This window comes from Anaerosolibacter sp., from assembly GCF_029240175.1.
In the GTDB taxonomy this organism is placed as follows: Bacteria; Bacillota; Clostridia; order Peptostreptococcales; family Thermotaleaceae; genus Anaerosolibacter.
The window spans coordinates 1-24,587 of the sequence record NZ_JARBTM010000016.1 but is presented as its reverse complement, the minus strand read 5'-3'; the positions used below and the strand labels follow the sequence as shown (position 1 = coordinate 24,587).

The window sequence follows — 24,587 nt, the reverse complement described above, 5'->3', positions numbered from 1 at the left end:
AAACGGAATGTCTTAGGTTTTTTTCTATTTAGTAAGACGATATCAACATTTGGAGGATAACTATGGAGACGCTGAGAGAAAAAATTAGACAAGAGGGTGAAGTTGTCTCCTCTTCTATATTGAAGGTAGATTCCTTTCTCAATCATCAGATTGATGCAGGATTTATGATGGAAATTGGAAAAGAGTTTGCCCGTAGATTTCAGGATGAAAAAATTACGAAGGTGATGACCATCGAGGCTTCTGGTATTGCGCCGGCCCTGAGCACGGCAGCGGTATTGGGTGTACCTGTGGTGTTCGCAAAAAAAACGACGGCAGCCACTATGGATACAGATGTGTATGTGGAACAAGTAGAATCCTTTACAAGGGGGACTACCTATGACATAAAGGTAGCCAAGAAATTTCTTAATCAAGGAGATCGGGTGTTGATTATTGATGATTTTCTAGCCTATGGACATGCAGCCCTGGGACTTGCCGAAATTGTGAGAAAAAGCGGTGCTCAACTGGTAGGCGTAGGGGCTGTGATTGAGAAAGGTTTCCAAAGCGGAGGAAAACTCCTGCGGGATCGGGGGATTCGGACGGAATCCTTGGCCATTGTAGAAAGAATGGAAGAAAAAGAAGTTATTTTTAAATAATACTATAAACCAATAAAAAGGAGAGGGCGCAAATGAAAAAGAAATTACTTTTGATTCTATGCATCGCAATGATTGGGGTACTGATGATCACAGGTTGTACACCGAAGCCAACAACAGCAGACCCAGCACCAGAGGCAGCAAAGGATGAGAATCTAAAGGTTGCATTTATCTATGTAGGACCAGTGGGAGATGCAGGATGGTCCTTTGCCCACGACAAAGCCAGAGAATATCTTGTGTCTCAAATGCCTGAGGTGGAAACAACGTTTATCGAATCTGTACCTGAGGGTGCTGACGCAGAAAGAGTACTAACAGAACTAGCTGAGAAAGGAAACAAGGTGATTTTTGCCACTAGCTTCGGTTATATGGATTATGTACAGAACGTGGCAAAGAAATATCCAGATGTTACCTTTGTCCATTGTTCAGGATATAAGACGGCAGAAAATGTGGGAACCTATTTTGGCAGAATGTATCAGCCAAGATATCTATCAGGTCTTGTGGCTGGAAAGAAAACAGAATCAAATGTAATTGGCTATGTAGCAGCGTTTCCAATTCCTGAAGTTATCAGAGGGATCAATGCCTTTACCCTAGGGGTAAAAGAGGCGAATCCGGACGCGGTAGTGAAAGTTGTTTGGACCAATACTTGGTATGATCCAGCAAAGGAAAAAGAAGCTGCAAAGAGTTTGTTGGATGCCGGTGCTGATGTGATTGCCCAGCACCAAGATACACCGGGACCACAACAGGCGGCAGAGGAAAAAGGCGCATTCTCTATTGGATATAACACAGATATGAGTCAATTTGCTCCCAAAGCATATCTGACATCACCTGTATGGAACTGGGGACCATATTATGTAGAGACGGTGAAGGCTGTAAAAGAAGGCACATGGAAATCAGAGCAATACTGGGGCAGTATGAAGGATGGTGTAGTAGAATTGGCACCCATGACAGACTTGGTAGATGAGGAAACGAAAGCTCTGGTAGAATCTAAGAAAAATGAAATGCTACAAGGTACATGGGATGTATTTACTGGTGAAATTAAAGATCAGACTGGAACGGTTCGTGTAAATGTTGGTGAAAAAATGGCGGATGAGGAAATGCTCTCCTTTGATTGGTTTGTGGAAGGTGTAGAGGGAACAATTCCTAAGTAAAAATAGATATACCCATAAATGGCACACAGGCACAACTTGTGTGCCAATTTTAACTGGAGGTGAAGAAATTGGCTGAGCTTTTGGTTTCAATGAAGGATATTACGAAAAAATTTGGAGGCGTTCCAGTAAATGAGCATATAGATTTTCAGCTGGCACCCGGTGAAGTCCATGCCTTGTTAGGAGAAAATGGTGCAGGAAAGTCGACGTTAATGAATATTTTGGCGGGCTTATACCGTCAAGATGCAGGAGAAATCATCCTACATGGAAAAAGGGCGGAGCTTTCATCTCCCCGGGATGCCATCAATCATAAGGTGGGTATGATCCATCAGCATTTTAAATTGGTAGAAAACCTAAGCGCTGCAGAGAATATCATACTAGGCAGCAGTCAAGGGGTATTTCTCAATCGGAAGAAAATAGAAGAGAAGATACGACAGTTTTCTGGGGAATATGGATTGACCATTAACCCTAAGGATGTAGTGGCCCATATGTCTGTAGGAGAAAAGCAGCGGGTAGAGATTCTTAAGGCATTGTATCGAGGAGCAGACATTTTGATCTTGGATGAGCCAACGGCGGTATTGACACCCCAGGAAACAAAAGAACTATTTGTGATCATAAAAAAGATGACAGAGCAGGGGTGCGGGGTTGTCATCATTACCCACAAGATGCAGGAAGTAATGGAAATTGCAGATAACATCACAGTACTGCGAAAGGGTAAAAAAGTTGGTACGATACAAAAATGTGATGTGAGCGAACAGCAGTTAACAGAAATGATGGTAGGGGAACATATTCGAAAGATACGAAAGAAAGAACAGCAAAAGGATGATGAAGTGGTATTGGAAGTGGAGGGACTTTCAGTAAAGAATGATAAGGGAATGATGGCTGTAAAAGGAGCCAGTTTCCAAGTGAAGAAAGGTGAAATTCTTGGGGTAGCGGGGATATCAGGAAATGGACAAAAGGAGCTGGCTGAGGCTATCGCTGGATTAAGGAACATTGAAGAAGGAACCATACGTATTCAAGGAATAGGGTTAGAAGGAAAGTCGGCTGCAGATATTATTGATTTAGGGCTTAGCTATGTGCCGGAGGATCGATTGGGTATGGGTCTGGTTGGCAACATGGATATCGCTGAGAACTTAATTCTTAAGGACTATAGAAAGAAAAAATTTCGCAAAGGAATCTTTATTGATAGAAAAAGAATGGAAGAACATGCGGAGGCAGTGGTTCGTCAATTTGACATAAAAGTTTCTAAGGCCAATGGGGCTATCCGCGTATTGTCAGGAGGGAATCTTCAGAAGGTACTTCTGGGGAGAGAGATATTGGAGGAGCCCAAGGTATTAATTACAGCCTATCCTGTGAGAGGATTGGATGTAGCCACAACGGAAGCTGTATATCATTTGCTTTTGGAACAGAGGAATAGAGGCTGTGCTGTCATTTTCATCTCAGAGGATTTGGATGAAATTATGGATTTGTCAGACCGCATCATCATCATGGAGGGCGGAAGGATTGCTGGTTCGGTAAGTCCAGAGGAGACGTCGATAGAGGAAATCGGTAAACTGATGCTCAATGGGAAGATAAGTTAGGAGGAAAAGAGATGATCCCGATGATACAGATAGAAAAGAAGGTAGTCGACAACCCCTATATTTTGATGGGGATTCGGATAGTAGGCATTCTCCTGGCTTTGGTAACAGGGGGGCTCTTTCTAACGTTTACAGGTCATTCCCCTTTATCCATTTATCAGACGATGCTGGATGGAGCTTTTGGTTCTACCTATGGTGTAAATGAGACCATTGTAAAAATGATTCCGTTGCTTCTGTCAGCCTTGGGAATTTCCATCGCGTTTCGTATGAAGCTTTGGAATATCGGTGCGGAAGGGCAGATTTATGTAGGTGCTATTGCAGCAAGCGGGGTGGCATTAAAGTTCCAAACCTTGCCATCCTACGTATTATTGCCCATGATGCTGCTAGCTGGATTTATAGGAGGTGCCCTATGGGCATTGGTGCCTGCTGTGTCTCGGGCATTCTGGAAAACCAATGAGACCATAACGACCCTTATGATGAACTATGTGGGGATTCTATGGGTAGATTATTTAGTGTTTGGACCATGGAAGGACCCGAAAAGCTTTAACTTTCCCATTACACCGGAATTCAGTGCCAGTGCAGTATTGCCCAGCTTTGGCAGGTCTAGGGTCCATATGGGGATTGTTATAGGATTGCTATTGGCAGGGATTATCTATATATTGATTAACAAAACGGTATGGGGTTATGAAATCCGGGTGGCAGGTGAGAATAGTGAGGCTGCACGCTATGCAGGCATAGGGGTGACGAGAAATATCATCCTAGCATTATGTATCAGCGGAGGAATCGCGGGAATCGCAGGAATGACAGAAGTTGCTGGGATTACCCACCGTCTTCAGTCTAATTTTTCACCGGGTTATGGATATAGCGCCATCATCATTGCCTGGCTGTCGCGGTTAAATCCAATTGCTGCCATTGTGGTATCCTTTCTGTTTGGAGGACTTTTGGTTGGAGGTTATGCAGTTCAGACCAGCGGGTTGCCAGCTTCGACAGCTCTGATGCTGCAGGGCTTAATTCTTTTCTTTATTCTGGGCGGGGAGTTTTTTACCCAATACAAGGTATCCATTCGTAGGAAGGAAACACAAAAAAAGGGGGTCGCAGTCCATGGACTATCCAGTAGTAATTAGTGCTTTGGCTGCAGCTGTTACGGCGGGGACACCCATTCTGTACGCTGCCCTGGGAGAGGTACTTTGTGAAAAATCAGGGAATTTAAACTTAGGCGTAGAAGGAATGATGTTGGTAGGTGCTGTTTGTGGTTTTCAAGCAGCTGTGTTGACCGGAAATCCTTGGATGGGCATTTTAGCGGCTATGCTGGCTGGCGGTGCATTGGCCCTTATACATGGATTTTTGACCATCACATTAAAAGCTAGTCAGGTGGTAAGCGGCTTGGCCTTGACCATCTTTGGAACGGGGTTGAGCAGTTTTATCGGGAAAAAGCTTATTGGTATTCCTGCACCTGTAAAGTTTAGCAAAGTAGGATTTCCAATATTGGAGAAGATCCCCTTTGTAGGAGAGATTTTTTTCCAGCAGGATCTGTTGATTTATATCAGCTATGGGATTGCTATAATGATTTGGATTTATATATATCGTACAAATATGGGATTAAAGCTCAAGGCTGTAGGGGAAAATCCTGCTGCTGCCGATTCTGTAGGTATCTCGGTAACGAAGGTACAATATGCCCATGTGTTTCTAGGGGGTGTTCTTGCAGGGATGGGCGGTGCCTATCTATCCTTAGCCTATGCACCTTCCTGGTTGGAAAATATGACGGCAGGAAGAGGATGGATAGCTGTGGCACTGGTAATTTTTGCTCTTTGGCATCCGCTTAAAGCCGTGGCAGGGGCATATATTTTCGGAGGTTTGGATATATTGGGATATCGCGTCCAGACATTAGGAATAACAGCTTCACCATTCTTGATGAAGATGATTCCTTATTTGTTCACCATCGGTGTTTTGATTTTTATTTCCGCCAGAAAAGGTATCCAGCATACAGCTGCCCCTGCCAATTTAGGCGTTGCTTATCATCGAGAAGAGAGATAGACGCCTGATTTTGGCAAATTGACAAAGAATAGCTACTGTGTTACGATAGACAAAATGAAAATGCCTTTAAAGGAAGTCCAGTGAGGCTAACAAGGAGGAGTAAAAAATGAATATGTGTAAAGAAATTGCAGGAAAGTTGTTGGAGATCGGTGCTGTAACTGTGAGAGGAACGGAGAATCTTTTCACATGGGCATCAGGAATTCAATCCCCTATCTACTGTGACAATCGTCTTACCATGGGTTATCCAATGGTGCGGGAAATGATTGCCCAAGAATTTGTAGATGTGATCAATGCCTATTATCCAGAGGTGGAGGTTCTTGTGGGTACTGCCACAGCAGGAATACCTCATGCTGCCTGGGCTGCACAGAAGATGAACTTACCCATGGCCTATGTGCGCAGTAGTGCAAAAGGACATGGAAAGGGAAATCAGGTTGAAGGAAAGATTGAAAAAGGGCAAAAGGCAGTGGTTATTGAAGACTTGCTTTCTACAGGGGGGAGTTCTGTAAAAGCCGTCCAGGCCCTTCGAGAAGAGGGTGTGGAAGTGCTGGGTGTTGTGGCAATCTTTACCTATGGATTTCCTCAGGTAGAAGAGACCTTTGCCGCAGAAAAAATCCAGTATCATACGCTGACAAGCTATCAAGCACTTCTGCCCATGGCAGTGGAACAGGGAATGATTCGAAGGCAAGAGCAAGAGTTACTGGAGAAATGGGGCAAGAACCCCTATATATTTATGAAATAGAACGGGTACACCTTCGGGTGTGCCTTTATTATTTCCTATTGTTCGGAAAAATGAAAATTTTAATTCTAAGGATAGGGGAGAAAGTGAAAGCTACCTGTAGAATTATATCAAAATCCGTAACATTTGGGCCCTCAGGATTATTGTCATACCCGTCCAAAATAGTGCATAATATACAATATGTAGTATGTGAGGAAATAAGCGTCACAAGAGGAGGGGTATCATGTCCGTTACTAAGATTCAAAAGAGAAACGGAGAAATTGTCGATTTTGACAGTGGTAAAATTAAGAATGCCATCTTTGCAGCGGCCAAATCAGTTGGCGGGAAAGATGAAATGGCTGCCCAGAAATTAACCAAGGCGGTGATGGATATCGTCAACGAAACCCATGCTGCCAGTATTCCATCGGTAGAAGATATACAAGATATTGTGGAGAAGGTATTAATTGAAGAAGGGCATGCAAGAACGGCAAAGGCATTTATCTTATATCGGAAAAAACATGAAGAAATCCGTGAGGTTAGAAACCTTTTCATGGATGCAGAGCAAATGGTAGAGGAATATGTGAACCTAGAGGATTGGAGAGTAAATGAGAATGCCAACATGGGCTTTTCATTACAGGGGCTTAACAATCATATCGTAGAGAGTATCACAACGAAATATTGGTTACATAAGATTTATAGGAAAGAATTAAGAGACGCCCATATTCGAGGCGATTTACATATACATGATCTTGGTTTGTTGGCACCTTATTGCTGCGGATGGGATTTGGAGTCCTTCTTAAGGTATGGATTTAAAGGAGCCAAGGGGAAAATTGAGTCAAAGCCGCCAAAGCATTTTGAATCGGCTTTAGGACAATTGGTAAATCTTTTATATACACTGCAGGGAGAATCGGCAGGTGCCCAAGCGGTATCTAGTATTGATACATACTTAGCGCCATTTATCTACTATGACGAGTTGGATTATAATCAGGTAAAGAAGGCGATACAGCGATTTGTATTTAACTTGAACGTGCCTACAAGGGTAGGCTTTCAGACACCGTTTACAAATATAACTCTGGATATTGCGCCCCATCAACTACTAAAGAATCAAGCAGTCATTATCGGTGGAAAATCCATGGATAAGACCTATAAGGAATTCCAGAAGGAGATGGATATGTTCAACAAGGCCTTCTGTGAAGTCATGATGGAAGGGGACGGCGCAGGAAGAGCTTTCAGCTTCCCGATTCCTACGGTAAATATCACCAATGATTTCCCATGGGACACTGAGGTAGTAAACCATGTGATGGAAATGACGAGGAAGTTTGGCACACCATATTTTGCCAACTTTATGAATTCAGACCTCTCTCCAGAGGATATTCGTTCCATGTGCTGCCGTTTAAGACTAGATAATCGTGAGCTGCGCAAGCGTGGAGGCGGCCTTTTCGGAGCCAATCCATTAACGGGATCCATCAACGTGGTTACGTTAAATATGGCTAGAATCGGTTATGTATCTAAGACTGTGGAGGAATTCAAACGTAGAGTACGAGAGTTGATGGAGATCGCTAAGGAAATCTGCGAAAATAAGCGGCACGTGTTGGAGCAATATATGGATGCGGGGTTATATCCATACTCCAGGCACTATCTTCAGGGTGTGAAGGATGCAACGGATGAATACTTCAAGAATCATTTCTCTACCATTGGATTAAATGGTATGAATGAGGCTTGTGTGAATCTTCTAGGCGTAGATATCACCACAGAGGAAGGTAATGAATTTGCAGTAGAGATCATGGAATTTATGAATCGCGTGATTCAAATCTTCCAAGAGGAAACAGGCAGTCTTTGGAACCTAGAGGCATCTCCTGCAGAAGGTGCATCCTATCGATTTGCTAGACTGGATAAGAAGATGTATCCAAACATCTTTACCCAGGGGAAGGATGAGCCGTACTATACCAACTCTACCCAACTGCCAGTGGATTACACAAGGGATATCTTTGAAGCCCTTGAGAAGCAAGAAAAGCTGCAATCCTTGTACACCGGTGGAACTGTTCTTCATGGTTTTATTGGAGAGGAGATTGAGAGCATTGAAACGTGTAAGATGCTGATCAAGAGAGTGTTTGAAAACAGCAGCTTACCATACTTGACCATTACACCGACCTTCTCCATCTGTGCAGAACATGGCTATATTTCGGGAGAACACTTCAATTGTCCGCACTGTGACAGAGAAGCAGAGGTATGGACCAGAGTTGTAGGCTTCCATAGACCAGTTCAATCATGGAATAGAGGAAAGCAAGAAGAATTCAAGGATCGTGAAGAATTCTCTTGTGAAGAATCATTAAAGTTGAATGAAGACAATATTATTGAATACCAAGAGGAAAAAATTTCATAATAGATCATACATAGAAATATTGAAACCCCAGGGGAGACGGACGCGGAAACCTTGGGGTTTTTGCATCTGGAAGTATATATCAAATAGATGAACGCTTTCTTTTTAACAGAACAATAGTGTGCTATAATAAAAAGGCTATAAGGAAAAATATGGAATAAAGAGGGCGATTCTTTGCAAAAACTGCTGGATTATTTAAGAAAGAATGAATATGAAAATGTATACATCATTCGAGGATTGATCCATGGCATAAAGGATTTTCATTATGAAATTATTCGGAATGAGTATAACTGTATTGATGGAATTGTCGCCATTTGGGAAGATGAAAAAGGCGCAGCTTTAAGAGGGAATACACTGGAATGCAGCAAATGGTTTGATCGGTTGTACGGGGAATACAGCTTATATGAACTGGAAGAATCTTTTGTACAAGAGAAATTGAAAGCATCTGATGGGAAGGCTTCAAAGGTATCTATTGCATATAACCTAATTATGGTGTATAAACCCCAGAGGCGGCTTCTCGAAGCGGGATACATCGATTATATAGCAATTGATAAGGTTGAATGGTATAAAATAGCGAAGAAGTTCAAAGAAAAATATAATAAAGAATTTATAGAATTTGAACCCGATAATATGGAATGGTTATGTGTATATAGGGAAGAAGAAGTCATTGCAACGATCTGCATCGAAAAGGTAGATCGTGATTTGGCAATGCTATCAAGTTTTTATGTGGTTCCAGAATTACGACAACAGAGTATTGGCACAAGCTTGTTAAGGGCTGTTCTTCGGGATTACGGAGATCGAAGACTCATGCTGTTTGTGGATCAGGACAACACAAAGGCAAGGGGACTGTATGAAAGGCTGGGATTTAAAGTCTATAAAAGGGTGGTGAATATAGAGATTTAAACATTATGGGGGATATGTAGGAAAATCCGATAGAAGATTGCGATGGTTTTGTACGGGTCGCATAGTATGCGACCCGTAGGAATGCCATAAAATTTAGGCGGGTTGCATATTATGCAACCCCTACGTTGAAAATCATGATCTATGGATTTACGTCGCATCCTTTGTCGGTTACATCATTATTTAAAACACCATATCATAATCACGGAGGTAAACATGGATTGGATTAGAGAAATAGAAAGGTATATTCCATGTAATGAACAGGAAGAAAAGGATAAACTACTTATTTTACAATGCATGGACAGCTTTAATGATATACTAACTAGAAACAACAACATAGCTCATATAACAAGCTCAGGGTTTATCGTGAACAAAACCAGAGATAAAGCGCTGATGATACACCATAACATATACAATACATGGGCTTGGACTGGAGGGCATGCCGATGGAGAAGAAGACCTGCTTGGGGTCGCTGTTCGGGAGGCTCAGGAGGAAACAGGGGTAAAAAATATTCAGCCTGTTACTACGAATATCATCTCGCTAGATGTATTAACAGTGTTGGGCCATGTGAAAAGAGGGAAATATGTATCCGCCCATCTTCATTTGTCTGTTGCTTATGTATTGGAGGCGGATGAAAGGGAGCCGCTAGTTGTCAAAAATGATGAAAACAGCGGAGTGAAATGGATCCCCATTGAAGAAATCGATAAGTACTCGAATGAACCTCATATGCAAGAAGTATATAAAAAGATTGTATCTAAGACAAAAGCATTATGAAGGTGATAATGAATCAATCTAAAATAGGTGGACTCTTGGAAAACTATATGGGCAGGGGATGTGCATATGATCAATTTTAAAACAAAAGAGGGCATTTTTAACTTTCGCGTGGCAGGGATTCTACTGTATGAGGATCAGGTGTTGATCCATCGTTCCATGAAGGATGACTTTTATGCCTTTCCTGGGGGCAGGGTGGAAATGTTTGAACAAACAGAAGATACCATTGTGCGGGAGATGGAGGAAGAGTTAGGGGTTACAGTGAGGGTCGATCGATTGCTGTGGATTTGTGAGCACTTTTTCACCCATGAGAACCATCAATACCACGAAATTTGTTTCTACTATTTGATTGAATGTAAGGATGCGAGTCTATTAGGGAGAGGGAATCTGTTCTATGTGACGGAGGGGAAAACTGAGTTTGAATTCAGATGGGTTCCCCTGGAAAAGGTTCAGGATGAATCCCTATATCCCACATTTATTAAGAGGCGACTAGAAGATCTCCCAGCTACGGTCGAACATGCTGTTGATTTTGGAGAGTGAAAGAGGGTGGTTGTATACTATCGTCATTGTAAAGAATCATATAGGAATCCAAGGAGGCATTTTGTTGAAAAGCATATATGAAACGGAACGACTTGTATTGAAAGGATTAGACAAAACCTATGCAGATATGACCTTAGATTATTTTATAAGAAATAAAGATTTTTTTGAGGAATGGGATCCCCATAAGGGAGACGATTTTTATACAAAAGAATACCAAGAAGAGCTGCTAGATAGAGAAGCATCCAATAGTGAAAGTGGCAGTGCCCTTAACCTTTGGATTTTTAGAAAGGATGATGATAGAAGAATTATCGGTTATATTTCATTTGGTAATATCGTGAGAGGTCCATTCCTATCCTGTTATTTAGGGTATAAGTTAGATAAGGATGAAGTCAACAAAGGTTATGTGACAGAAGCGATTAGAATGGGAATTGATATTGTGTTTGATGAATATGGACTCCATAGGATCGAAGCCAATATTATGCCTAAAAATAAACGATCCCTAAGGGTGGTTGAGAAGTTAGGGTTTTATCATGAAGGGCTAGCCTACAAATATTTAAAAATTAATGGCGTATGGGAGGATCATATTCATATGGTGCTCCTAAATGATAAGATCTAACTGAAGTAATTGATACGTATGAAGCGTTACACGGACAATATGAATGGAAAAGGGGAAGACATATGGCAATGGATGTGTTTGATCGGTCGGGAAAGCATATTGGGGTGGTACATAAACGGTTTCCTTATGCAAAAAATGTGTGTATGGTGGCACTGACGGATGTAAGGGCAGCGGATTTGCATGTGAATATGGATAAAATCAGAAAACATGTAGCCGCAGGCTATGATTGCAAGAATATTCTGGGTACAATTGATGATGAAAAGTTAGAAAATGTATTGGATGGTTTGTTAGGAAGAGAGAGCAGAAATACGCTTATCTATGATCAACGGATTATGGCTGTGTTTTTGATGGAGTTTGGGGAGAAAGCACCAGCGGCATATATGGATGAAAGTGTGTTGGAAAATCGCATTACAGGATATATTTTATGTGATATAAAAAAGTGTAGTTTTCGAGAGGGTGGCATCATAATAAAAGAAAATATAGATTGTTACAGTGAGCAAATTGGGATCGATTGGCTTTCAAGTGCTGTCTATGCCACAATCATTGATTATCCAGTTTTGGATACGGATATTATGGGCGCCATGGGGATGCTGATAGGGGCAGACTTGGCAGATTTGGGAGGTAGAAACCACAGACATTCTACGGAGATCCGAATAAAATCTGGGAACTACGAAGATTGTATACGCCTCCCTATCGTCATAGATTGTAAAAAGGATATGAATATTTATCTGAATGTTGTAGATCAGAAGATTGATAAGGTGTTTTGTGATGGAAGAATCTATAGATTCTGGTAAGAATATACCGGTAAAAAACATTGATTATTGCTTTGTACAAGGTAATGGGGGTATGATATTATAGGAAAGAGAATCCAGATTTTATTATGATAATTTTTTGGTAATAATAATAGAATGAGGATAAAAAAGAGATAGAACAAAAAAGGGGACAATGAAAATGTATATTGCAGGACATGAGAAAACATCTTTTATTGATTATCCTGATAAGATCTGTACCATGTATTTCGTTGCATCCTGTAACTTTAGATGTCCATACTGTCACAATGGGCATATCGTAGCATGGGATGGAAAAAATATAGATGAAGAAGAGGTGTTTTCTTTCCTGAAGAAAAGGAAGCCCTTTATAGATGCCGTATGTATCTCTGGTGGAGAGCCTACCTTACATAAGGATTTACATGGGTTTATCAAGAAAATCAAGGAAAGGGGATTTCTAGTGAAGTTAGATACCAATGGAACCCATCCTCGTGTTTTAGCAGCCCTGCTGGATGAAAAGTTATTAGATTACATAGCCATGGATATAAAAGCACCCTTTCACAAATACGGGTTGGTTGCTGGCGCAAAGGTAGATATCGAGGATATAAAAGCCAGTATCAATATAATCCGGCACTCAAACATAGATTATGAGTTTAGAACCACTGTCTGTAAAGAACTCCATACAAAAGAGGATATTTTGGAGATCGCAGCATACATAAACCCTAGTAAGCGTTATTCTATACAAAACTTTAAAGATGGCGATACGGTATTGGCTGGAACAAACCAATTCCATCCTTATGACCCAGGAATCTTAGAGGGAATTGGAAAGGAAATAGAAGGGTATTTTGAAAAACTTAAAATTCAAAAATAAGAGACTTACTGATTTGAGATGGATGATAATCTTGGAAAAAAGGATGATGATATATGAATAGTGTTTTGGAGATTCTATGGATCATTTTGATATATATCTTTATTCAAAGAATTGTATTGATAGGAATGGGTGTAGTGAGAAAGGCGGCTTCAGCAACGAATAGGAAAAGAGCTCAAGAGAACGGATTAGATGAGGCTATGGTTGAAGAAAAAGAAATGGAAGAACCCATAGAAATGGTTTCAACCTTTTGTTGTGATAAGGAAATCCCTCGAAAAAGGGCGTATCAAGTGGCTGCTGAAGAGGGAAGTATGCATTTTTTCTGCAGCTGGCAGTGTCGTCAGGAATTTGTTGAGAAACAATTGAATGAAACAAAACAAGAAGAAGGGATCTAAGATCCCTTCTTCTTGTTTTGTTTAGGGAATGGTACCGATTCTTGAGAATTACCATAAAATGCTCATAAGAGAGTATTTTATCACCAATAAATTGAAAGAATCGGGAGGTGAAAATCATGCAAAGAGATTTTCATTATTATAGTATATATACATTGTGCCGATTGGCTGGAATAAAACCGGAAGAAAGCGAAATTATTGCCTATGCTTCTCAACATACGGATGATGCCATCTATAGTCATGAATTGACTTTTGAAAGCGGCGGGCGTTTTCAGCAGCAAATGTCTGCCCATAAAATTTTAGACTTGGGGATATTTAAGAAAGAAGTGGGCTATGAGATCTTGATGCCCTTTCATTTTCTCCCTGGACTCGAGGGAGATGATTTCTTTGAACAGATTCGCTGCAGACAGAATAGTAAAACAGCGAAAGCAGTAATAGAGGATACGTTGGAGACTTTAGCAAAACCTTATGGACTCCACCGTCTAGGTATTGCATTACACATGTATGCAGACACATGGGCACACCAAAATTTTAGCGGTTTGAGGAAACCCCACAATGAGGTAGAAGCATTAAAATATGAGAATCGTAAATATAGCATATTTGAAGAATTTGGATCAAATATTTTCTCAGAACTGCTGCCCCCCATAGGCCATGCCCAAGCCTTCACATGTCCCGATGAGCCCTATTTGGTGTGGAGCTATAAGCCTCATGGGTATGAGAGTGTTATTCGAATTGATAACTTAAACAGGTTTATGGATGCAGTTCTTCATATTTATGAATTTCTGTCCCAGAACATAAGGGAGCAAATGCCCCAGATTTTTAAAGAAGACCCTAAGTCTTGGAAAACGGTTGAGGGTAGGGTAAGGTATATCTTTGCCATGAGGGGAACATTGGAGGAAAGGGTGAGAATCTGGGAGAAAAAGTTGATGGAAGGATACTTTGGATTTAGAGCAGCGGTTCAATATGATGAACGCCAATGGTTTCGAAGGGCAGTAACGGTTTTAGATAAATCAGCCATGAAATTCGATAAGAATGAGGAATTTGCTTATTCAGACTGGAAGTACTTCCATGACGGGCTAACGGTGCATAAATTCTTTGTAAAGAATGAACTTCTGCCTCGATATGGAATTATCACTTAAAAAAGAGAGGGACGACTAGCGGTCGATGCCCTCTCTGCTTAATACACCTTGGGTATAGTAGTGTTTGATTTCTTTCATTTCTGTGACAAGGTCTGCTCGGTCCAATATTTCTTCTGGGGCATAACGGCCAGTGAGTACAAGTTCAACACCATAGGGTTTTGCATCCATTAAGGATAAGACTTCTTCTAAACCAACCAGTTGATAAAAAATCGCAATGGTAATCTCATCGAGGATGATGACTTGATAGCGGTTACTGTGAAAAATCTCTCTGATTCGCACAAGACCGGCTTTGGCTGCGGCGATATCTTGTGGATCGGGATCTTTGGTGATAAAACAACCATGACCAAATAACTCGATAGCAATAGAATCCTTTAGTAGCGTCATAGAATTGAGTTCGCTGTATTCCATAGATTTCACAAACTGTCCGATAAAGACATTTTTACCAGCGCCAGCGGCTCTGACTGCAAGGCCAATAGCAGCTGTTGTTTTGCCTTTACCATCTCCTGTATAAACATGGATATATCCTTTTTCCAATGAAAAACCTCCTTTAAATGGTATTAGTTATATTGTACCACGATTTCAGTAGATAAAACGGTGGATCTCTTTTTAGAAAAATGGTGGGTGAAAAAAGCCAATAAACACCAATAAAAACATTGAACGAAATACACAGTCAAAATACCTATTTAAATAATAAGCAAACTTATACGTTGGGAATAAGAAATCTTCGATAGGGGGTTGGCATGAATGTTGCATTTTATAAAAACGAAAAAAAGAGATAAAAAAGGGAGGAATGGGAATGAGAAAAAGGATTGCATGGACATTAATCGTTGTTTTGGTGTTAACTATGACAGGTAGCGTATGGGCGCAGTCACCAACGGAATATGATATCAAGGGAAGCTTGGTTATCGTGGGTGGTGCCATGGAAAGTACCAGTGAAGGGATATACAATAAGTTTATCGAGCTGGCAGGGGGAAAGGATGAAGCAAAAATAGCCATTATACCAGCAGCCAGTGGAAGCCCGTCAAAGTACGCCAATGAATTTAAGAAGGATTTAATGGCCTATGGGGTTAAGGAATCCCACATTGAAATTATACCTATAGCAGTAAAGGATGAGAAAAAAACTGCCGATGTAGATGAATCTACTTGGGCAGGAAATGGCAGTAAGCCAGAAATTGCGTCCCAAATCGAAAAGTGCACAGGGGTTTGGTTTGTTGGTGGGGATCAAACGAGAATTACCCAGACTCTATTTAAAGAAGATGGAAGCAACACCTTGGCTTTAGATGCTATTTGGGATGTTTATAAAGAAGGCGGTGTCATCGGTGGAACAAGTGCTGGAGCGGCCATCATGAGTGATATCATGATCGCAGGCGGCAACAGTCTAGGGGCCTTGGTCAATGGTTTTACCACAGAGTACACCAGTATGAATGATCAAGAGCAGGGACCTGTATATCTTCAGAAAGGTCTAGGGTTCTTCAAGCATGGCATTGTGGATCAGCACTTTGACCGGAAGGCTAGATTGGGTAGATTGATTGTAACAGCTCTTGAAAAAGGAAAGAAGGATGAATTGGCCTATGGTGTAGATGAAAATACAGCTATGATTGTAAACAATGAAACAAAAATGATTGAAGTTGTCGGCGCTGGCGGGGTAACCTTAGTGGATATATCCAAAGCCACAAAGGATCTTAAGAGCAAAAGAACATCCATAAAGGATATTGTGATTAGCTACATAGAGCAAGGAGACACCTTTAATATATCTACAAAAGAGTTTGTATTCAATCCCGATAAGGTCGATACTGCAGGATATGAGTATTATGAAGTAAATGGACCTATTTTGAATACGGGTGTTATGAGCGCCAATGGATATTGGAAACAGTTTATTGCCTTTGACCTAGTGGACAATGGGGCGGTAAAAGAGGTAAAAAGCTACTTGTTTGATGATAAAGGTTTAGGGTTTGAATTGATTTTTAGAAAGACTGAGGAATCCAATGGGTATTGGGCATACCTCAATGGTGGAACAAAGGATTATTATTCCGTATTGAAGGTTGCTTTAGATATTGAACCTATTCAAGTGGAAATAAAATACGATGACAAGAAGAAGTAGAAAAGAACTGCACACGAATAAGACAGTCAAAGATAGATATCTAAAATAAAGGGAAGTGGGGTTGCCATTGTAATAGGGCACCCCACTGTTTTAATTCTCCCATTTTAATAATTTTAATCCAAGGCCAAAATAAGAGGCAGCCATGAGAAATAAGATTCCCAAGGATAAAGTTATATCCTTAAGACCATATCCTTGCTGGATGATTCCTTCAATGCTGGAGATTGCCCAATACTGGGGAGTTAGTTTTGCTAAAAATAGCAAAAGCTTGGACTGGACAATATCCAATGGCCAAAAGGTACCACCTAACATAGCAGAGCAAACAGTAATCAATGGCGTGATTGTCTGGAGCTGGGCGGAGGTTTTAACTATACTGGATAGGAATAAACCGAGACAGGTAACGGTCAGTACAAAGACGCCCATCACCAGGAGTGTGGCAGATAAATTGGCACCCCAGTTCACACCAAATACATAAATACCTAAGAGAATCAAAATAAAGATTTGAAGAAAGCCTACAGTGAAAGTGCCCAGTAGATTCCCTGTCAAAATTTCTGCCTTAGAAACAGGAAGGGTAAGAATTCGCTGCCACGTACCATTTTTTTTCTCATCTAAGATTTCACCGATACCGAATATGATGGTATACATCACAAAGAACATACTGAACCCAACGGAGTAATGGGCTAGTGGGGTATAGCCGTCAAATTCCTGCTGATTCAAACTAGATAGTGTGGTGTATACAGGAGGATAGGGAAACCATTTGCTTAAAGCATTGTTGTAGGCACGCTGCCAAATCAACTCTTTTTTATTATTGATGTTCTTTTTTTCTGAGATTTGAGCTACGGTATAATCGGCTATTTTGATATTACCGTGGATAAAGTTCAGATTGGACCGAAGTTCATTTTGCAAGGTGATCAATTCAAAGGATTCCTTAAGACGAATGATTTCGATCTTAGGAGTGCCCTTTGCTTTTACAGATTTTTCAAAGTCTTTTGGAATAATCAATGCAGCAGATATATTGTGCCGCTTAACGTGATCTATGGCTTCTTCTTGATTATACTGGAAAACATGATAGGTGTTATTGCTGGTGAATCGCTCAACAAGCTTGTTAGAATAAGTGCTTTGATCCAAATCTACAAAAGCGATGGGCATACGATAATTACCCGAACCCATATTGCCCATGAAATACGTAAACAAGATGGGAAGGAGCAGCATGATGATAAAGAGACCAGGCTCCCTTATAAATCTAAGAAATCGTAAGTAGGTAATCGATAATATTTTTCTCATATTCATCACCTCTCTGCGGGACGGAAGACACAGACGCCGATCAACAGGCATAGGGTTCCGAATCCAAATAACATCAAAACGCTGGATGAAATACTGCTCCACTGACCGCCCTCAATCAAGTGAACAAAAGCCCTGGAGGCACGACCGTTGGGCGTAAGATCTGCCAATGGTCTGAAAATTTTAGGCATAACCTCTATAGGGATAAAGCTGCCGCCCAATAGGGAAAGTATATTGATGATCAAGCCTTGGAAGATGACAGCGCCTCTCTGATTCTTCACAATACCGCAGAGGAGGACGGATAAACCTGCCATGGCAAAGCTAGCGGCACAGATCAGTATCATAAAGGCCAATAAATCCGATGGAAGTCGTATCCCCATGGCGATATACCCGTAGGCAAATAAAATACTCAATTGTATGACACATAGAAAAAGCGTATATAAAAATTTGCCCAAGAGCATTTGAAATTTAGACGCCCCTGCGATCAACTGGCGCATAAGGGTATAATGGTCACGATCATGGAGCATATTCATCAGACCATAACCGGCTGAAAATAGCATGAACATGACAGCCACTGCTGATGTATAGTATTCTTTTGAAGAGATGAGCTGCTTTCCAGCTTCTGTCTTTTGAAGAAATTCAAGTGAAATCCCTTTATCCGACACCAAGGATTGGATATCTTCTCCTGTCTTTGAAAAGGAAAAGGTGCCAACACCTTCCTTTATGTTTTCCTCTTGAACGACACTGACGGCAATCCTGGGCAGAGAAAGCTGATCGCTAAAGCTTCTAAAAACTGCATCCAGAATCATTTGATCTATTTGACTATCCGTATTGGTTACGATTTTGATTTCTGACTTGTTTCCCATAATGTAGCGATTGGCAAATTGGTCAGGAAGATAAACGATCCCTGCAACGTCTTTGGCCTGCAGCTTAGACAGGGCGGTATGATGATCTAGGACTTCGTAGGATACAAGGCTTTTAATATCCTCTGATTGAAGTACCTCTTCTTTTACGATACGATTTATATCTAAATCAGAAAGGGATGTTTCAATCTCTTCCATCTGATCCATGGGAATAAATCGTTCAAGGTCATTCAAGTTAGCAGCTTCACCTTCGACGATGGCAATTGTAATTTGATGGAGATCTGTCATGGTATCGGGGGTGAAGGCAGAGGAAAGGGCAGACCCAAGCACTGTTATAAGCAAAATCGGCATAAGCAGCAAAATTGTTGTAACTTTTCGATCCTTTAAAGTAATTTTTAAATCATTAAGGGCGATAAATAATCCATGCATTTTCTTCCCCCCCCCCTAATCTCTTAAAGCTCTGCCAGTAAGATGAAGAAATACAGATTCTAAATTAGGCTCTTGAACATCTAGGGATGTGATTTTGGACTTCTCCGTATTGAGGATGGTTAGGATATCGCCTAATACAGAATGTATTTTTTTGCCTAGTACCGTGAGAATCCCATCTCCATAATGCATTGTATATTCTGGAAGGATGGTTTGCAGCTGTTGAAGATGTTGGGCGGATAGCTGAGAGATATGAATCGTGAGGGTTTCTTCGTTGCCAGCCAAGGCACAGACCTCTTCTTTGGAGCCTTGGGCAATAAGCTTGCCCTGATCCATAATACCGATATGCTTGCAAAGAAACTCTACCTCTTCCATGTAGTGACTGGTATAAATTACGGTCATGCCTCTTTGGTTTAAATTTTTTACTGTTTCCAATATATGATTGCGGGATTGGGGGTCGATGCCTACTGTAGGTTCATCGAGGATCAAGAGTTTAGGATCATTCATTAACCCGACGCCGATGTTGATTCTTCGCTTCATACCTCCGGAGTAGGTATCTATTTTTTCATTTCCCCGATCACGGAGGCCGACGGTTTCTAGAATTTCATCTGCCTTCTTCGAAAGATCCTTCCCTCTTAACCCATACAGCTTTCCGAAAAAAGACAAATTTTCTCGGGCAGTTAATGTAGGGTATAGTGCCACATCTTGAGGTACCAGCCCGATGAGTTTTCGTATGGCTGATGCCTTTGTTAGAATGCTGTGGCCGCCCACCAGAATGTCACCTGAAGTAGGCTGAATGAAGGTACTAATGGTAGAAATGGTGGTAGACTTTCCAGCACCATTGGGACCTAGAAGGCCGTAGAGGTCTTCAGTCTCAATCTTCAAACTAATATCATCTACAGCTGTCAGAGAACCATATTTCTTTGTTAAATTATTTATTTCAACCATGTACATGGTATTGCGCCCCTTTCATGATAGTTCTTCTATTTTTTTGGAGATTTGATCAAGTCCTCGATGAGTTTGGGGGTATTTTCATCTAATTGATCCAATGTAAAGCTGTTCTCTTCAGTTATGTCAGGCATTTCAATTTCAAAGCTCTTATTGATATCCCAACGGGTTATTTGGAGGACATAAGACACTTGGATGTTTTTAGCTGGCTCTACCTCCATCGCATAGTTCAGAGAAATATTCTCTTCGATGATATAGTGGTCTTTATCAAATGAACCTGTATGACGGAATTCATTGATCTTCATCTGGTCGATGCCTTTCTCCATGTGACCTAGGAATTCTTCAAAGTCCTCTTCTGTATTCAAGAATTGATCTGCATCTTCTCCTGTCGGCATATCGTTCATGAACTTCATGAAGGATTGTTTTGTTTCTGGATTTTTTAGGATAGTTTGGATAAAGGTCTTGCCCAGTTTTTTGATCTCAGCATCTTGAAGGGTAACTTCAAAGGCTGTGGTTCTGATTTCACCTTCGTTGGTGCTGACCATCTTATTGCCGATTTTTTGAATGCTAGACTGGGTAATCATACTATTCCATAGGGTTTTGATTTCCTCTTCATCTATCTGAATCATGGAAAAATTCTTTTGCAAGGAAGTAGGATCTTGATCTTTATGGATTACCATGTATTTGGAGAAGATGGGCATTAAAGCCACAATCCTTTCCTGATCTTCGTAAATCTTTACATCAAAGCCGAGATTTTTCATGTCGATATGACCATCGAGGAAAGAGATACCCTTCTCTTTGTCATGCTTCGAAACAAAAGAACCTTTAACACTGCTGAACATATCCAATTGCTTTTTTTCCTCCAGTGTAAGGTCCAAGTCGCTAAAGTCTAACTCGGTGGTGAATTCTATGAGTTCGCTGGATCTTTGGATGTTTTCTGTCTGTTCTAGGGCTTGCATATACTGATTCATAATATTACCACTGGTACAGCCGGTGATGAAAAGTGAAAGGATTATTATGATCAGTAGTGAAATGCAGAATGCTTTTTTCATACTGGAAACCTCCTTTGGTTATTATCTAATGCTATTATAGATAATTAGAGAAGACATTACATGTGCAAAAAATCATTTTAAATGATTATCACCCCATGACATTTGTCATGGGGTGATAATGAAATTATGTCAGTTGATTTTTAATCGCAAAGATTGCTAACTGGGTGCGATCTCGAAGATCGAGCTTTTCTAACATGTGACTGATGTGATTACGAACAGTTCCTTCGCTAAGGTATAAGTGAACGGCAATTTCCTTGTTGTTCATGCCTTCACCGATGCATTGGATGATATCCTTCTCACGGTCGCTGAGCAGATGGATTCGTTCATCTACAGTGTTGGTTTTTGTATGGGAAGCCATTCTCGTAAATTCTTCAATGACCTTGGAGGCGACATTCGGTTGGAGAATAGACCCTCCTTGGTGGACGGTACGTATGGCATGGATGATATCTTCCGGTGGAGATTCCTTCAATAGATAGCCGGAAGCTCCTTTTTTTAAAGCATCAAAAATATACTCCGTATCATGGAATGTTGTGAGGACAATGATTTTGGGATGAACAAATTGTGACTTGATAGTTTCTGTGGCATCCACACCGTTCATAATGGGCATTTTTATATCCATTAAAATGATATCCGGACACTGCCAGTGACATAGGGAAACTGCCTCTTGACCATTGGATGCCACGGCAATGACTTCTAAGTCCTTTTCCATTTCGAGGATCATTTTTAAACCTTGGGTTAGTATGGTTTGATCATCTACGATCATAACTTTAATCTTTTTCATCTTATCACCTCACTGACGAATTGGGCTGTAAAGATACAGGAATCTGTACTTCTACACAGAATCCAGGAGTTTGGGAAAAATTTATGGAGCCATTCAATGCCGTAACCCTTTGTCGCATACCTTTCAAACCGTTCCCTTCTATATAGGGTGTGCATCCTTCGCCGTTATCTAAAATTTTTATGCCAAGAACAGCATTTTGTAGCTGGATGGTTATGTTTATTGTAGTACAGCGACCATGCCGAGCTGCATTGGTCAAGGACTCTTGCAGAATCCGATAGACAACAGATACGATAGATGATGGAAGTTGAATCTTATCAGGATCAAGGTGTACATGGATATCCAATCCTGTTTGATTACGGAAATGATGAATCATTTCCATCCAGTTCTCAGATTTAAGCTCAGAGCTTTTCGCTTTTAAAGCATCCACAGATCTGCGTATATCTACGAAGCCTTCACGGGCAGTGTCTAGGGCATGTTGAATCAGTTGCACCCCTTGATCTTGGCTTTTTGGAATGACTCGCTTGCACATCTCCAATTCCATGATCAAGCCTGTCATGGTGTGACCGATAGAGTCATGGATCTCCATGGCCAGATGGTTGCGTTCTTCCGCCTGGGTAAGCTCCCTTATCTGATCAGCATAGGCTTTTAATTCACGATAGAGTTCTTTGAATTTTTGCTGTTCTTCCGAATAGTATTTTCCATAGTTCAATAGGATGATCATCAATAGAGAAGTAAAGAAAGTAAAAATTGTCAAAGATACATTGGATAAGTTCCAATTGATCTGAAGAATCTGGGTAAACTTGAACATGGATGCCAAGAAGATGACAATATTGATGATGGCACCGTGGAAACGGGAGAGAAATAATCCTGCAGATAGCATCAAGATAAAATAAATGAAATGAAAATAATAGTTTAGAAGAAACTTAGAATTGTACTCCAGAATCAAAAGTATGATAACATCTAATATGTAGGTATAGGGGTAGTATCTAGAGGATTGAATTTTGGGAAGTTCCTTGAGGTGCAAAGAAAACAGCAGAAATAAGAAAGTGAGTATAAGGATCATATAGCGACTGGTGCTGGGAAGCTCAAGGCCAATGGCGAAGATAAAGCAGCACATCAAAAGGATGAACCGTAGGATAAAAATAATATGCTTGGTTGAATTTTTCATTTTCATCATCCTCTATAATTTTTCTCTTACATTTGTTATCCTTATTATATAAGATGATGAAATGAGATGAAAGAGGGGATCGGTTGATTTTTCCATAGAAGAGGGAGGTGCGAAAATGGCAGACAATAGTTTCAAGGAAATATTCAGAAAAGATTTCGACGTGGAGAAGGATGATTATGATCGTTTGAAGGATTTATATAGCAATCAAAAGAGGAGCAAAGGATTTACAAATAAGGCGACCATGAAGAAATTTGAGTTTGATTATGAGGAAGATGCTTATGAACCAGAGAAAAATAAATAAACAGGAGTCGGATAAGAGACCTAAAGAACGATCCAGTGTAAGAATATTTTTAGGGAAAATGGCATACACCCTAAAGCGATATCTATACTGGTATGGATCAAAGGTGAAGTTTGCTCATAGAAAAGAGAATATTCTACATTATAATGAAGTAATTTTTAGGCATCGGACTCCGCTGCTCAGGAAACTAAGAAAAGTGGATATGTGGCTCCAACAGAATAAGATTACAAATCTTCGGATTGCCATTGAAAGAATAAGCGGTCTTGTGCTCTACCCGGGAGAAACTTTCTCCTATTGGAAGCAGATAGGAAAGCCGAGGAAAAAAGATGGATTCGTTGATGGAATGGTCTTATTTTATGGGAAATTCAAACCGGGTATAGGGGGAGGCTTGTGTCAGTTGTCCAACCTTATTTATTGGATGACACTGCATACCCCACTGACGGTGGTGGAACGATGGAGGCACAGTTATGATGTATTTCCTGACGTAGATCGAACCCAACCCTTTGGCAGCGGGGCTACATGTTCTTATAATTATATAGATTTACAAATCAAAAATGAAACAAGCCAACCTATGCAGCTCCATCTCTATTTGACGGAAACGGACCTGGTAGGAGAGTGGAGAAGTATAGCGGCTATAGAAGGTTATTATGAGGTCTATGAAAAAGGACACCAAATTCAGCAAGAATACTGGGGTGGATATACCCGTCATAATCAGATATATAGGAGAAAGTATGATTCCAAGGGTGTTTTGCTGAATGATGAATTTATCTCAGAGAATCATGCTGTTATGATGTATGAACCATTATTAGAGGCGAAAAAGAATGTTTGATGGAATAATTTACAACATCAAAGTCTATTGATTTCATAGAAAAACTATGGTATAGTATATCTTGTCCTTGAGACAGCAGGGGTTGGTCATCAGCCCTTCATTTTTTACTGAAATACATGTTGACAAGAGAAGAGATGCATGATATAGTTAACATCTGCTCAAGAAGAAATAAGACAGAAATTACCAATAAAAAGCAGCTTGACATAAGCGCAAGATTAGTGTAACATAATAAGAGTCAACACGAGAGGTTGGCCAATGAAAACGTTACCATATTTGGTCTTTGAAAACTACACAGTGTAAGAATTAAGCCAGCATATATATTGGTTAGCAGTTAGCCGTTAGCGGTTAGCAGCGAAACCACCCAGAAATT

General features: G+C 40.6%; 25 protein-coding genes. 18 read left to right on the top strand and 7 right to left on the bottom strand.

Going from position 1 to position 24,587, the window contains the following annotated elements:
- Window positions 1–62 precede the first annotated feature (62 nt).
- The 15 genes from K0R93_RS11945 to K0R93_RS11875 all read left to right on the top strand — a co-directional run bounded on the left by K0R93_RS11945 (window position 63) and on the right by K0R93_RS11875 (window position 14,473).
- Complete coding sequence (locus K0R93_RS11945; protein ID WP_300301550.1) at window positions 63–632, top strand: xanthine phosphoribosyltransferase; 570 nt, start codon at window positions 63–65, stop codon at window positions 630–632.
- Between the two features lie 32 nt (window positions 633–664).
- Window positions 665–1,777: a BMP family ABC transporter substrate-binding protein gene (locus K0R93_RS11940; RefSeq protein ID WP_300301548.1), complete on the top strand. Its 1,113-nt coding sequence runs from the start codon at window positions 665–667 to the stop codon at window positions 1,775–1,777.
- A gap of 68 nt (window positions 1,778–1,845) precedes the next feature.
- Window positions 1,846–3,354 (top strand): ABC transporter ATP-binding protein, encoded by a 1,509-nt coding sequence (locus K0R93_RS11935; protein WP_300301545.1) that lies wholly within the window; start codon window positions 1,846–1,848, stop codon window positions 3,352–3,354.
- An 11-nt stretch (window positions 3,355–3,365) separates the two neighbouring features.
- Window positions 3,366–4,475, top strand: a complete 1,110-nt coding sequence (locus K0R93_RS11930; RefSeq protein WP_330685151.1) for an ABC transporter permease — start codon at window positions 3,366–3,368, stop codon at window positions 4,473–4,475.
- Window positions 4,453–5,385, top strand: coding sequence for an ABC transporter permease (locus tag K0R93_RS11925; RefSeq protein ID WP_300301543.1), 933 nt, complete (start codon window positions 4,453–4,455; stop codon window positions 5,383–5,385). The genes K0R93_RS11930 and K0R93_RS11925 overlap by 23 nt, the downstream gene beginning before the upstream one ends.
- Window positions 5,386–5,491: 106 nt before the next feature.
- Window positions 5,492–6,124 carry an orotate phosphoribosyltransferase gene (gene pyrE / locus K0R93_RS11920; protein ID WP_300301541.1) on the top strand — a complete coding sequence of 211 codons (633 nt, stop codon included), beginning with the start codon at window positions 5,492–5,494 and terminating at the stop codon, window positions 6,122–6,124.
- A 220-nt stretch (window positions 6,125–6,344) separates the two neighbouring features.
- Window positions 6,345–8,483 carry a ribonucleoside triphosphate reductase gene (locus K0R93_RS11915; protein WP_300301539.1) on the top strand — a complete coding sequence of 713 codons (2,139 nt, stop codon included), beginning with the start codon at window positions 6,345–6,347 and terminating at the stop codon, window positions 8,481–8,483.
- A gap of 171 nt (window positions 8,484–8,654) precedes the next feature.
- Window positions 8,655–9,383: a GNAT family N-acetyltransferase gene (locus tag K0R93_RS11910; protein ID WP_300301537.1), complete on the top strand. Its 729-nt coding sequence runs from the start codon at window positions 8,655–8,657 to the stop codon at window positions 9,381–9,383.
- A gap of 213 nt (window positions 9,384–9,596) precedes the next feature.
- On the top strand, window positions 9,597–10,154 hold the full coding sequence (locus K0R93_RS11905; protein WP_300301535.1) for an NUDIX hydrolase: 558 nt from the start codon (window positions 9,597–9,599) through the stop codon (window positions 10,152–10,154).
- A gap of 66 nt (window positions 10,155–10,220) precedes the next feature.
- Window positions 10,221–10,691 carry an NUDIX hydrolase gene (locus K0R93_RS11900; RefSeq protein ID WP_300301533.1) on the top strand — a complete coding sequence of 157 codons (471 nt, stop codon included), beginning with the start codon at window positions 10,221–10,223 and terminating at the stop codon, window positions 10,689–10,691.
- 64 nt (window positions 10,692–10,755) lie between these two features.
- Window positions 10,756–11,307 (top strand): GNAT family N-acetyltransferase, encoded by a 552-nt coding sequence (locus K0R93_RS11895; protein WP_300301531.1) that lies wholly within the window; start codon window positions 10,756–10,758, stop codon window positions 11,305–11,307.
- 62 nt (window positions 11,308–11,369) lie between these two features.
- Window positions 11,370–12,101: a hypothetical protein gene (locus K0R93_RS11890; RefSeq protein WP_300301529.1), complete on the top strand. Its 732-nt coding sequence runs from the start codon at window positions 11,370–11,372 to the stop codon at window positions 12,099–12,101.
- A gap of 157 nt (window positions 12,102–12,258) precedes the next feature.
- On the top strand, window positions 12,259–12,945 hold the full coding sequence (locus K0R93_RS11885; protein ID WP_300301527.1) for an anaerobic ribonucleoside-triphosphate reductase activating protein: 687 nt from the start codon (window positions 12,259–12,261) through the stop codon (window positions 12,943–12,945).
- A gap of 53 nt (window positions 12,946–12,998) precedes the next feature.
- Window positions 12,999–13,337, top strand: coding sequence for a hypothetical protein (locus K0R93_RS11880; RefSeq protein WP_300301525.1), 339 nt, complete (start codon window positions 12,999–13,001; stop codon window positions 13,335–13,337).
- 116 nt (window positions 13,338–13,453) lie between these two features.
- Window positions 13,454–14,473, top strand: coding sequence for a DUF6765 family protein (locus K0R93_RS11875; protein WP_300301523.1), 1,020 nt, complete (start codon window positions 13,454–13,456; stop codon window positions 14,471–14,473).
- A 15-nt stretch (window positions 14,474–14,488) separates the two neighbouring features.
- On the opposite strand, the gene cobO is transcribed toward K0R93_RS11875, so the two are convergent.
- Window positions 14,489–15,007, bottom strand: a complete 519-nt coding sequence (gene cobO, locus K0R93_RS11870; protein ID WP_300301521.1) for a cob(I)yrinic acid a,c-diamide adenosyltransferase — start codon at window positions 15,005–15,007, stop codon at window positions 14,489–14,491.
- Between the two features lie 262 nt (window positions 15,008–15,269).
- Here cobO and K0R93_RS11865 point away from each other — a divergent pair, with 262 nt between their 5' ends.
- Complete coding sequence (locus K0R93_RS11865; RefSeq protein WP_300301519.1) at window positions 15,270–16,574, top strand: cyanophycinase; 1,305 nt, start codon at window positions 15,270–15,272, stop codon at window positions 16,572–16,574.
- A 90-nt stretch (window positions 16,575–16,664) separates the two neighbouring features.
- Here the strand turns inward: K0R93_RS11865 and K0R93_RS11860 are convergent, their stop codons facing one another.
- From K0R93_RS11860 to K0R93_RS11835, 6 genes are all read right to left on the bottom strand, one after another.
- Complete coding sequence (locus K0R93_RS11860) at window positions 16,665–17,855, bottom strand: ABC transporter permease (protein ID WP_300301517.1); 1,191 nt, start codon at window positions 17,853–17,855, stop codon at window positions 16,665–16,667.
- A gap of 5 nt (window positions 17,856–17,860) precedes the next feature.
- Complete coding sequence (locus K0R93_RS11855; RefSeq protein WP_300301515.1) at window positions 17,861–19,144, bottom strand: ABC transporter permease; 1,284 nt, start codon at window positions 19,142–19,144, stop codon at window positions 17,861–17,863.
- A gap of 15 nt (window positions 19,145–19,159) precedes the next feature.
- Entirely contained in the window at window positions 19,160–20,095 is a 936-nt protein-coding gene (locus tag K0R93_RS11850) for an ABC transporter ATP-binding protein (RefSeq protein WP_300301512.1), read from the bottom strand.
- Window positions 20,096–20,124: 29 nt separating this feature from the next.
- Window positions 20,125–21,141, bottom strand: coding sequence for a hypothetical protein (locus tag K0R93_RS11845; protein ID WP_300301510.1), 1,017 nt, complete (start codon window positions 21,139–21,141; stop codon window positions 20,125–20,127).
- 124 nt (window positions 21,142–21,265) lie between these two features.
- On the bottom strand, window positions 21,266–21,922 hold the full coding sequence (locus K0R93_RS11840; RefSeq protein WP_300301508.1) for a response regulator: 657 nt from the start codon (window positions 21,920–21,922) through the stop codon (window positions 21,266–21,268).
- 4 nt (window positions 21,923–21,926) lie between these two features.
- Window positions 21,927–23,090, bottom strand: a complete 1,164-nt coding sequence (locus K0R93_RS11835) for a sensor histidine kinase (RefSeq protein ID WP_300301506.1) — start codon at window positions 23,088–23,090, stop codon at window positions 21,927–21,929.
- Between the two features lie 115 nt (window positions 23,091–23,205).
- Between K0R93_RS11835 and K0R93_RS11830 the strand changes: the two genes are divergently transcribed.
- Window positions 23,206–23,391, top strand: coding sequence for a hypothetical protein (locus K0R93_RS11830; protein ID WP_300301504.1), 186 nt, complete (start codon window positions 23,206–23,208; stop codon window positions 23,389–23,391).
- The gene (locus K0R93_RS11825; protein WP_300301502.1) at window positions 23,369–24,217 is read left to right on the top strand and encodes a VanW family protein; all 849 of its coding nucleotides are present in this window, start codon (window positions 23,369–23,371) and stop codon (window positions 24,215–24,217) included. Before K0R93_RS11830 ends, K0R93_RS11825 begins: the two co-directional genes overlap by 23 nt.
- The last annotated feature ends 370 nt before the right edge of the window (window positions 24,218–24,587 follow it).

What these genes read in the sequence shown, in the direction of transcription:
- K0R93_RS11945 (WP_300301550.1), top strand. Translation starts at nt 63, where the DNA reads ATGGAGACGCTGAGAGAAAAAATTAGACAAGAGGGTGAAGTTGTCTCC.
- K0R93_RS11940 (WP_300301548.1), top strand. Translation starts at nt 665, where the DNA reads ATGAAAAAGAAATTACTTTTGATTCTATGCATCGCAATGATTGGGGTA.
- K0R93_RS11930 (WP_330685151.1), top strand. Translation starts at nt 3,366, where the DNA reads ATGATCCCGATGATACAGATAGAAAAGAAGGTAGTCGACAACCCCTAT.
- K0R93_RS11925 (WP_300301543.1), top strand. Translation starts at nt 4,453, where the DNA reads ATGGACTATCCAGTAGTAATTAGTGCTTTGGCTGCAGCTGTTACGGCG.
- pyrE (WP_300301541.1), top strand. Translation starts at nt 5,492, where the DNA reads ATGAATATGTGTAAAGAAATTGCAGGAAAGTTGTTGGAGATCGGTGCT.
- K0R93_RS11915 (WP_300301539.1), top strand. Translation starts at nt 6,345, where the DNA reads ATGTCCGTTACTAAGATTCAAAAGAGAAACGGAGAAATTGTCGATTTT.
- K0R93_RS11905 (WP_300301535.1), top strand. Translation starts at nt 9,597, where the DNA reads ATGGATTGGATTAGAGAAATAGAAAGGTATATTCCATGTAATGAACAG.
- K0R93_RS11900 (WP_300301533.1), top strand. Translation starts at nt 10,221, where the DNA reads ATGATCAATTTTAAAACAAAAGAGGGCATTTTTAACTTTCGCGTGGCA.
- K0R93_RS11890 (WP_300301529.1), top strand. Translation starts at nt 11,370, where the DNA reads ATGGCAATGGATGTGTTTGATCGGTCGGGAAAGCATATTGGGGTGGTA.
- K0R93_RS11885 (WP_300301527.1), top strand. Translation starts at nt 12,259, where the DNA reads ATGTATATTGCAGGACATGAGAAAACATCTTTTATTGATTATCCTGAT.
- K0R93_RS11880 (WP_300301525.1), top strand. Translation starts at nt 12,999, where the DNA reads ATGAATAGTGTTTTGGAGATTCTATGGATCATTTTGATATATATCTTT.
- K0R93_RS11875 (WP_300301523.1), top strand. Translation starts at nt 13,454, where the DNA reads ATGCAAAGAGATTTTCATTATTATAGTATATATACATTGTGCCGATTG.
- K0R93_RS11865 (WP_300301519.1), top strand. Translation starts at nt 15,270, where the DNA reads ATGAGAAAAAGGATTGCATGGACATTAATCGTTGTTTTGGTGTTAACT.
- K0R93_RS11860 (WP_300301517.1), bottom strand. Translation starts at nt 17,855, where the DNA reads ATGAGAAAAATATTATCGATTACCTACTTACGATTTCTTAGATTTATA.
- K0R93_RS11855 (WP_300301515.1), bottom strand. Translation starts at nt 19,144, where the DNA reads ATGCATGGATTATTTATCGCCCTTAATGATTTAAAAATTACTTTAAAG.
- K0R93_RS11850 (WP_300301512.1), bottom strand. Translation starts at nt 20,095, where the DNA reads ATGTACATGGTTGAAATAAATAATTTAACAAAGAAATATGGTTCTCTG.
- K0R93_RS11845 (WP_300301510.1), bottom strand. Translation starts at nt 21,141, where the DNA reads ATGAAAAAAGCATTCTGCATTTCACTACTGATCATAATAATCCTTTCA.
- K0R93_RS11840 (WP_300301508.1), bottom strand. Translation starts at nt 21,922, where the DNA reads ATGAAAAAGATTAAAGTTATGATCGTAGATGATCAAACCATACTAACC.
- K0R93_RS11835 (WP_300301506.1), bottom strand. Translation starts at nt 23,090, where the DNA reads ATGAAAAATTCAACCAAGCATATTATTTTTATCCTACGGTTCATCCTT.
- K0R93_RS11830 (WP_300301504.1), top strand. Translation starts at nt 23,206, where the DNA reads ATGGCAGACAATAGTTTCAAGGAAATATTCAGAAAAGATTTCGACGTG.
- K0R93_RS11825 (WP_300301502.1), top strand. Translation starts at nt 23,369, where the DNA reads ATGAACCAGAGAAAAATAAATAAACAGGAGTCGGATAAGAGACCTAAA.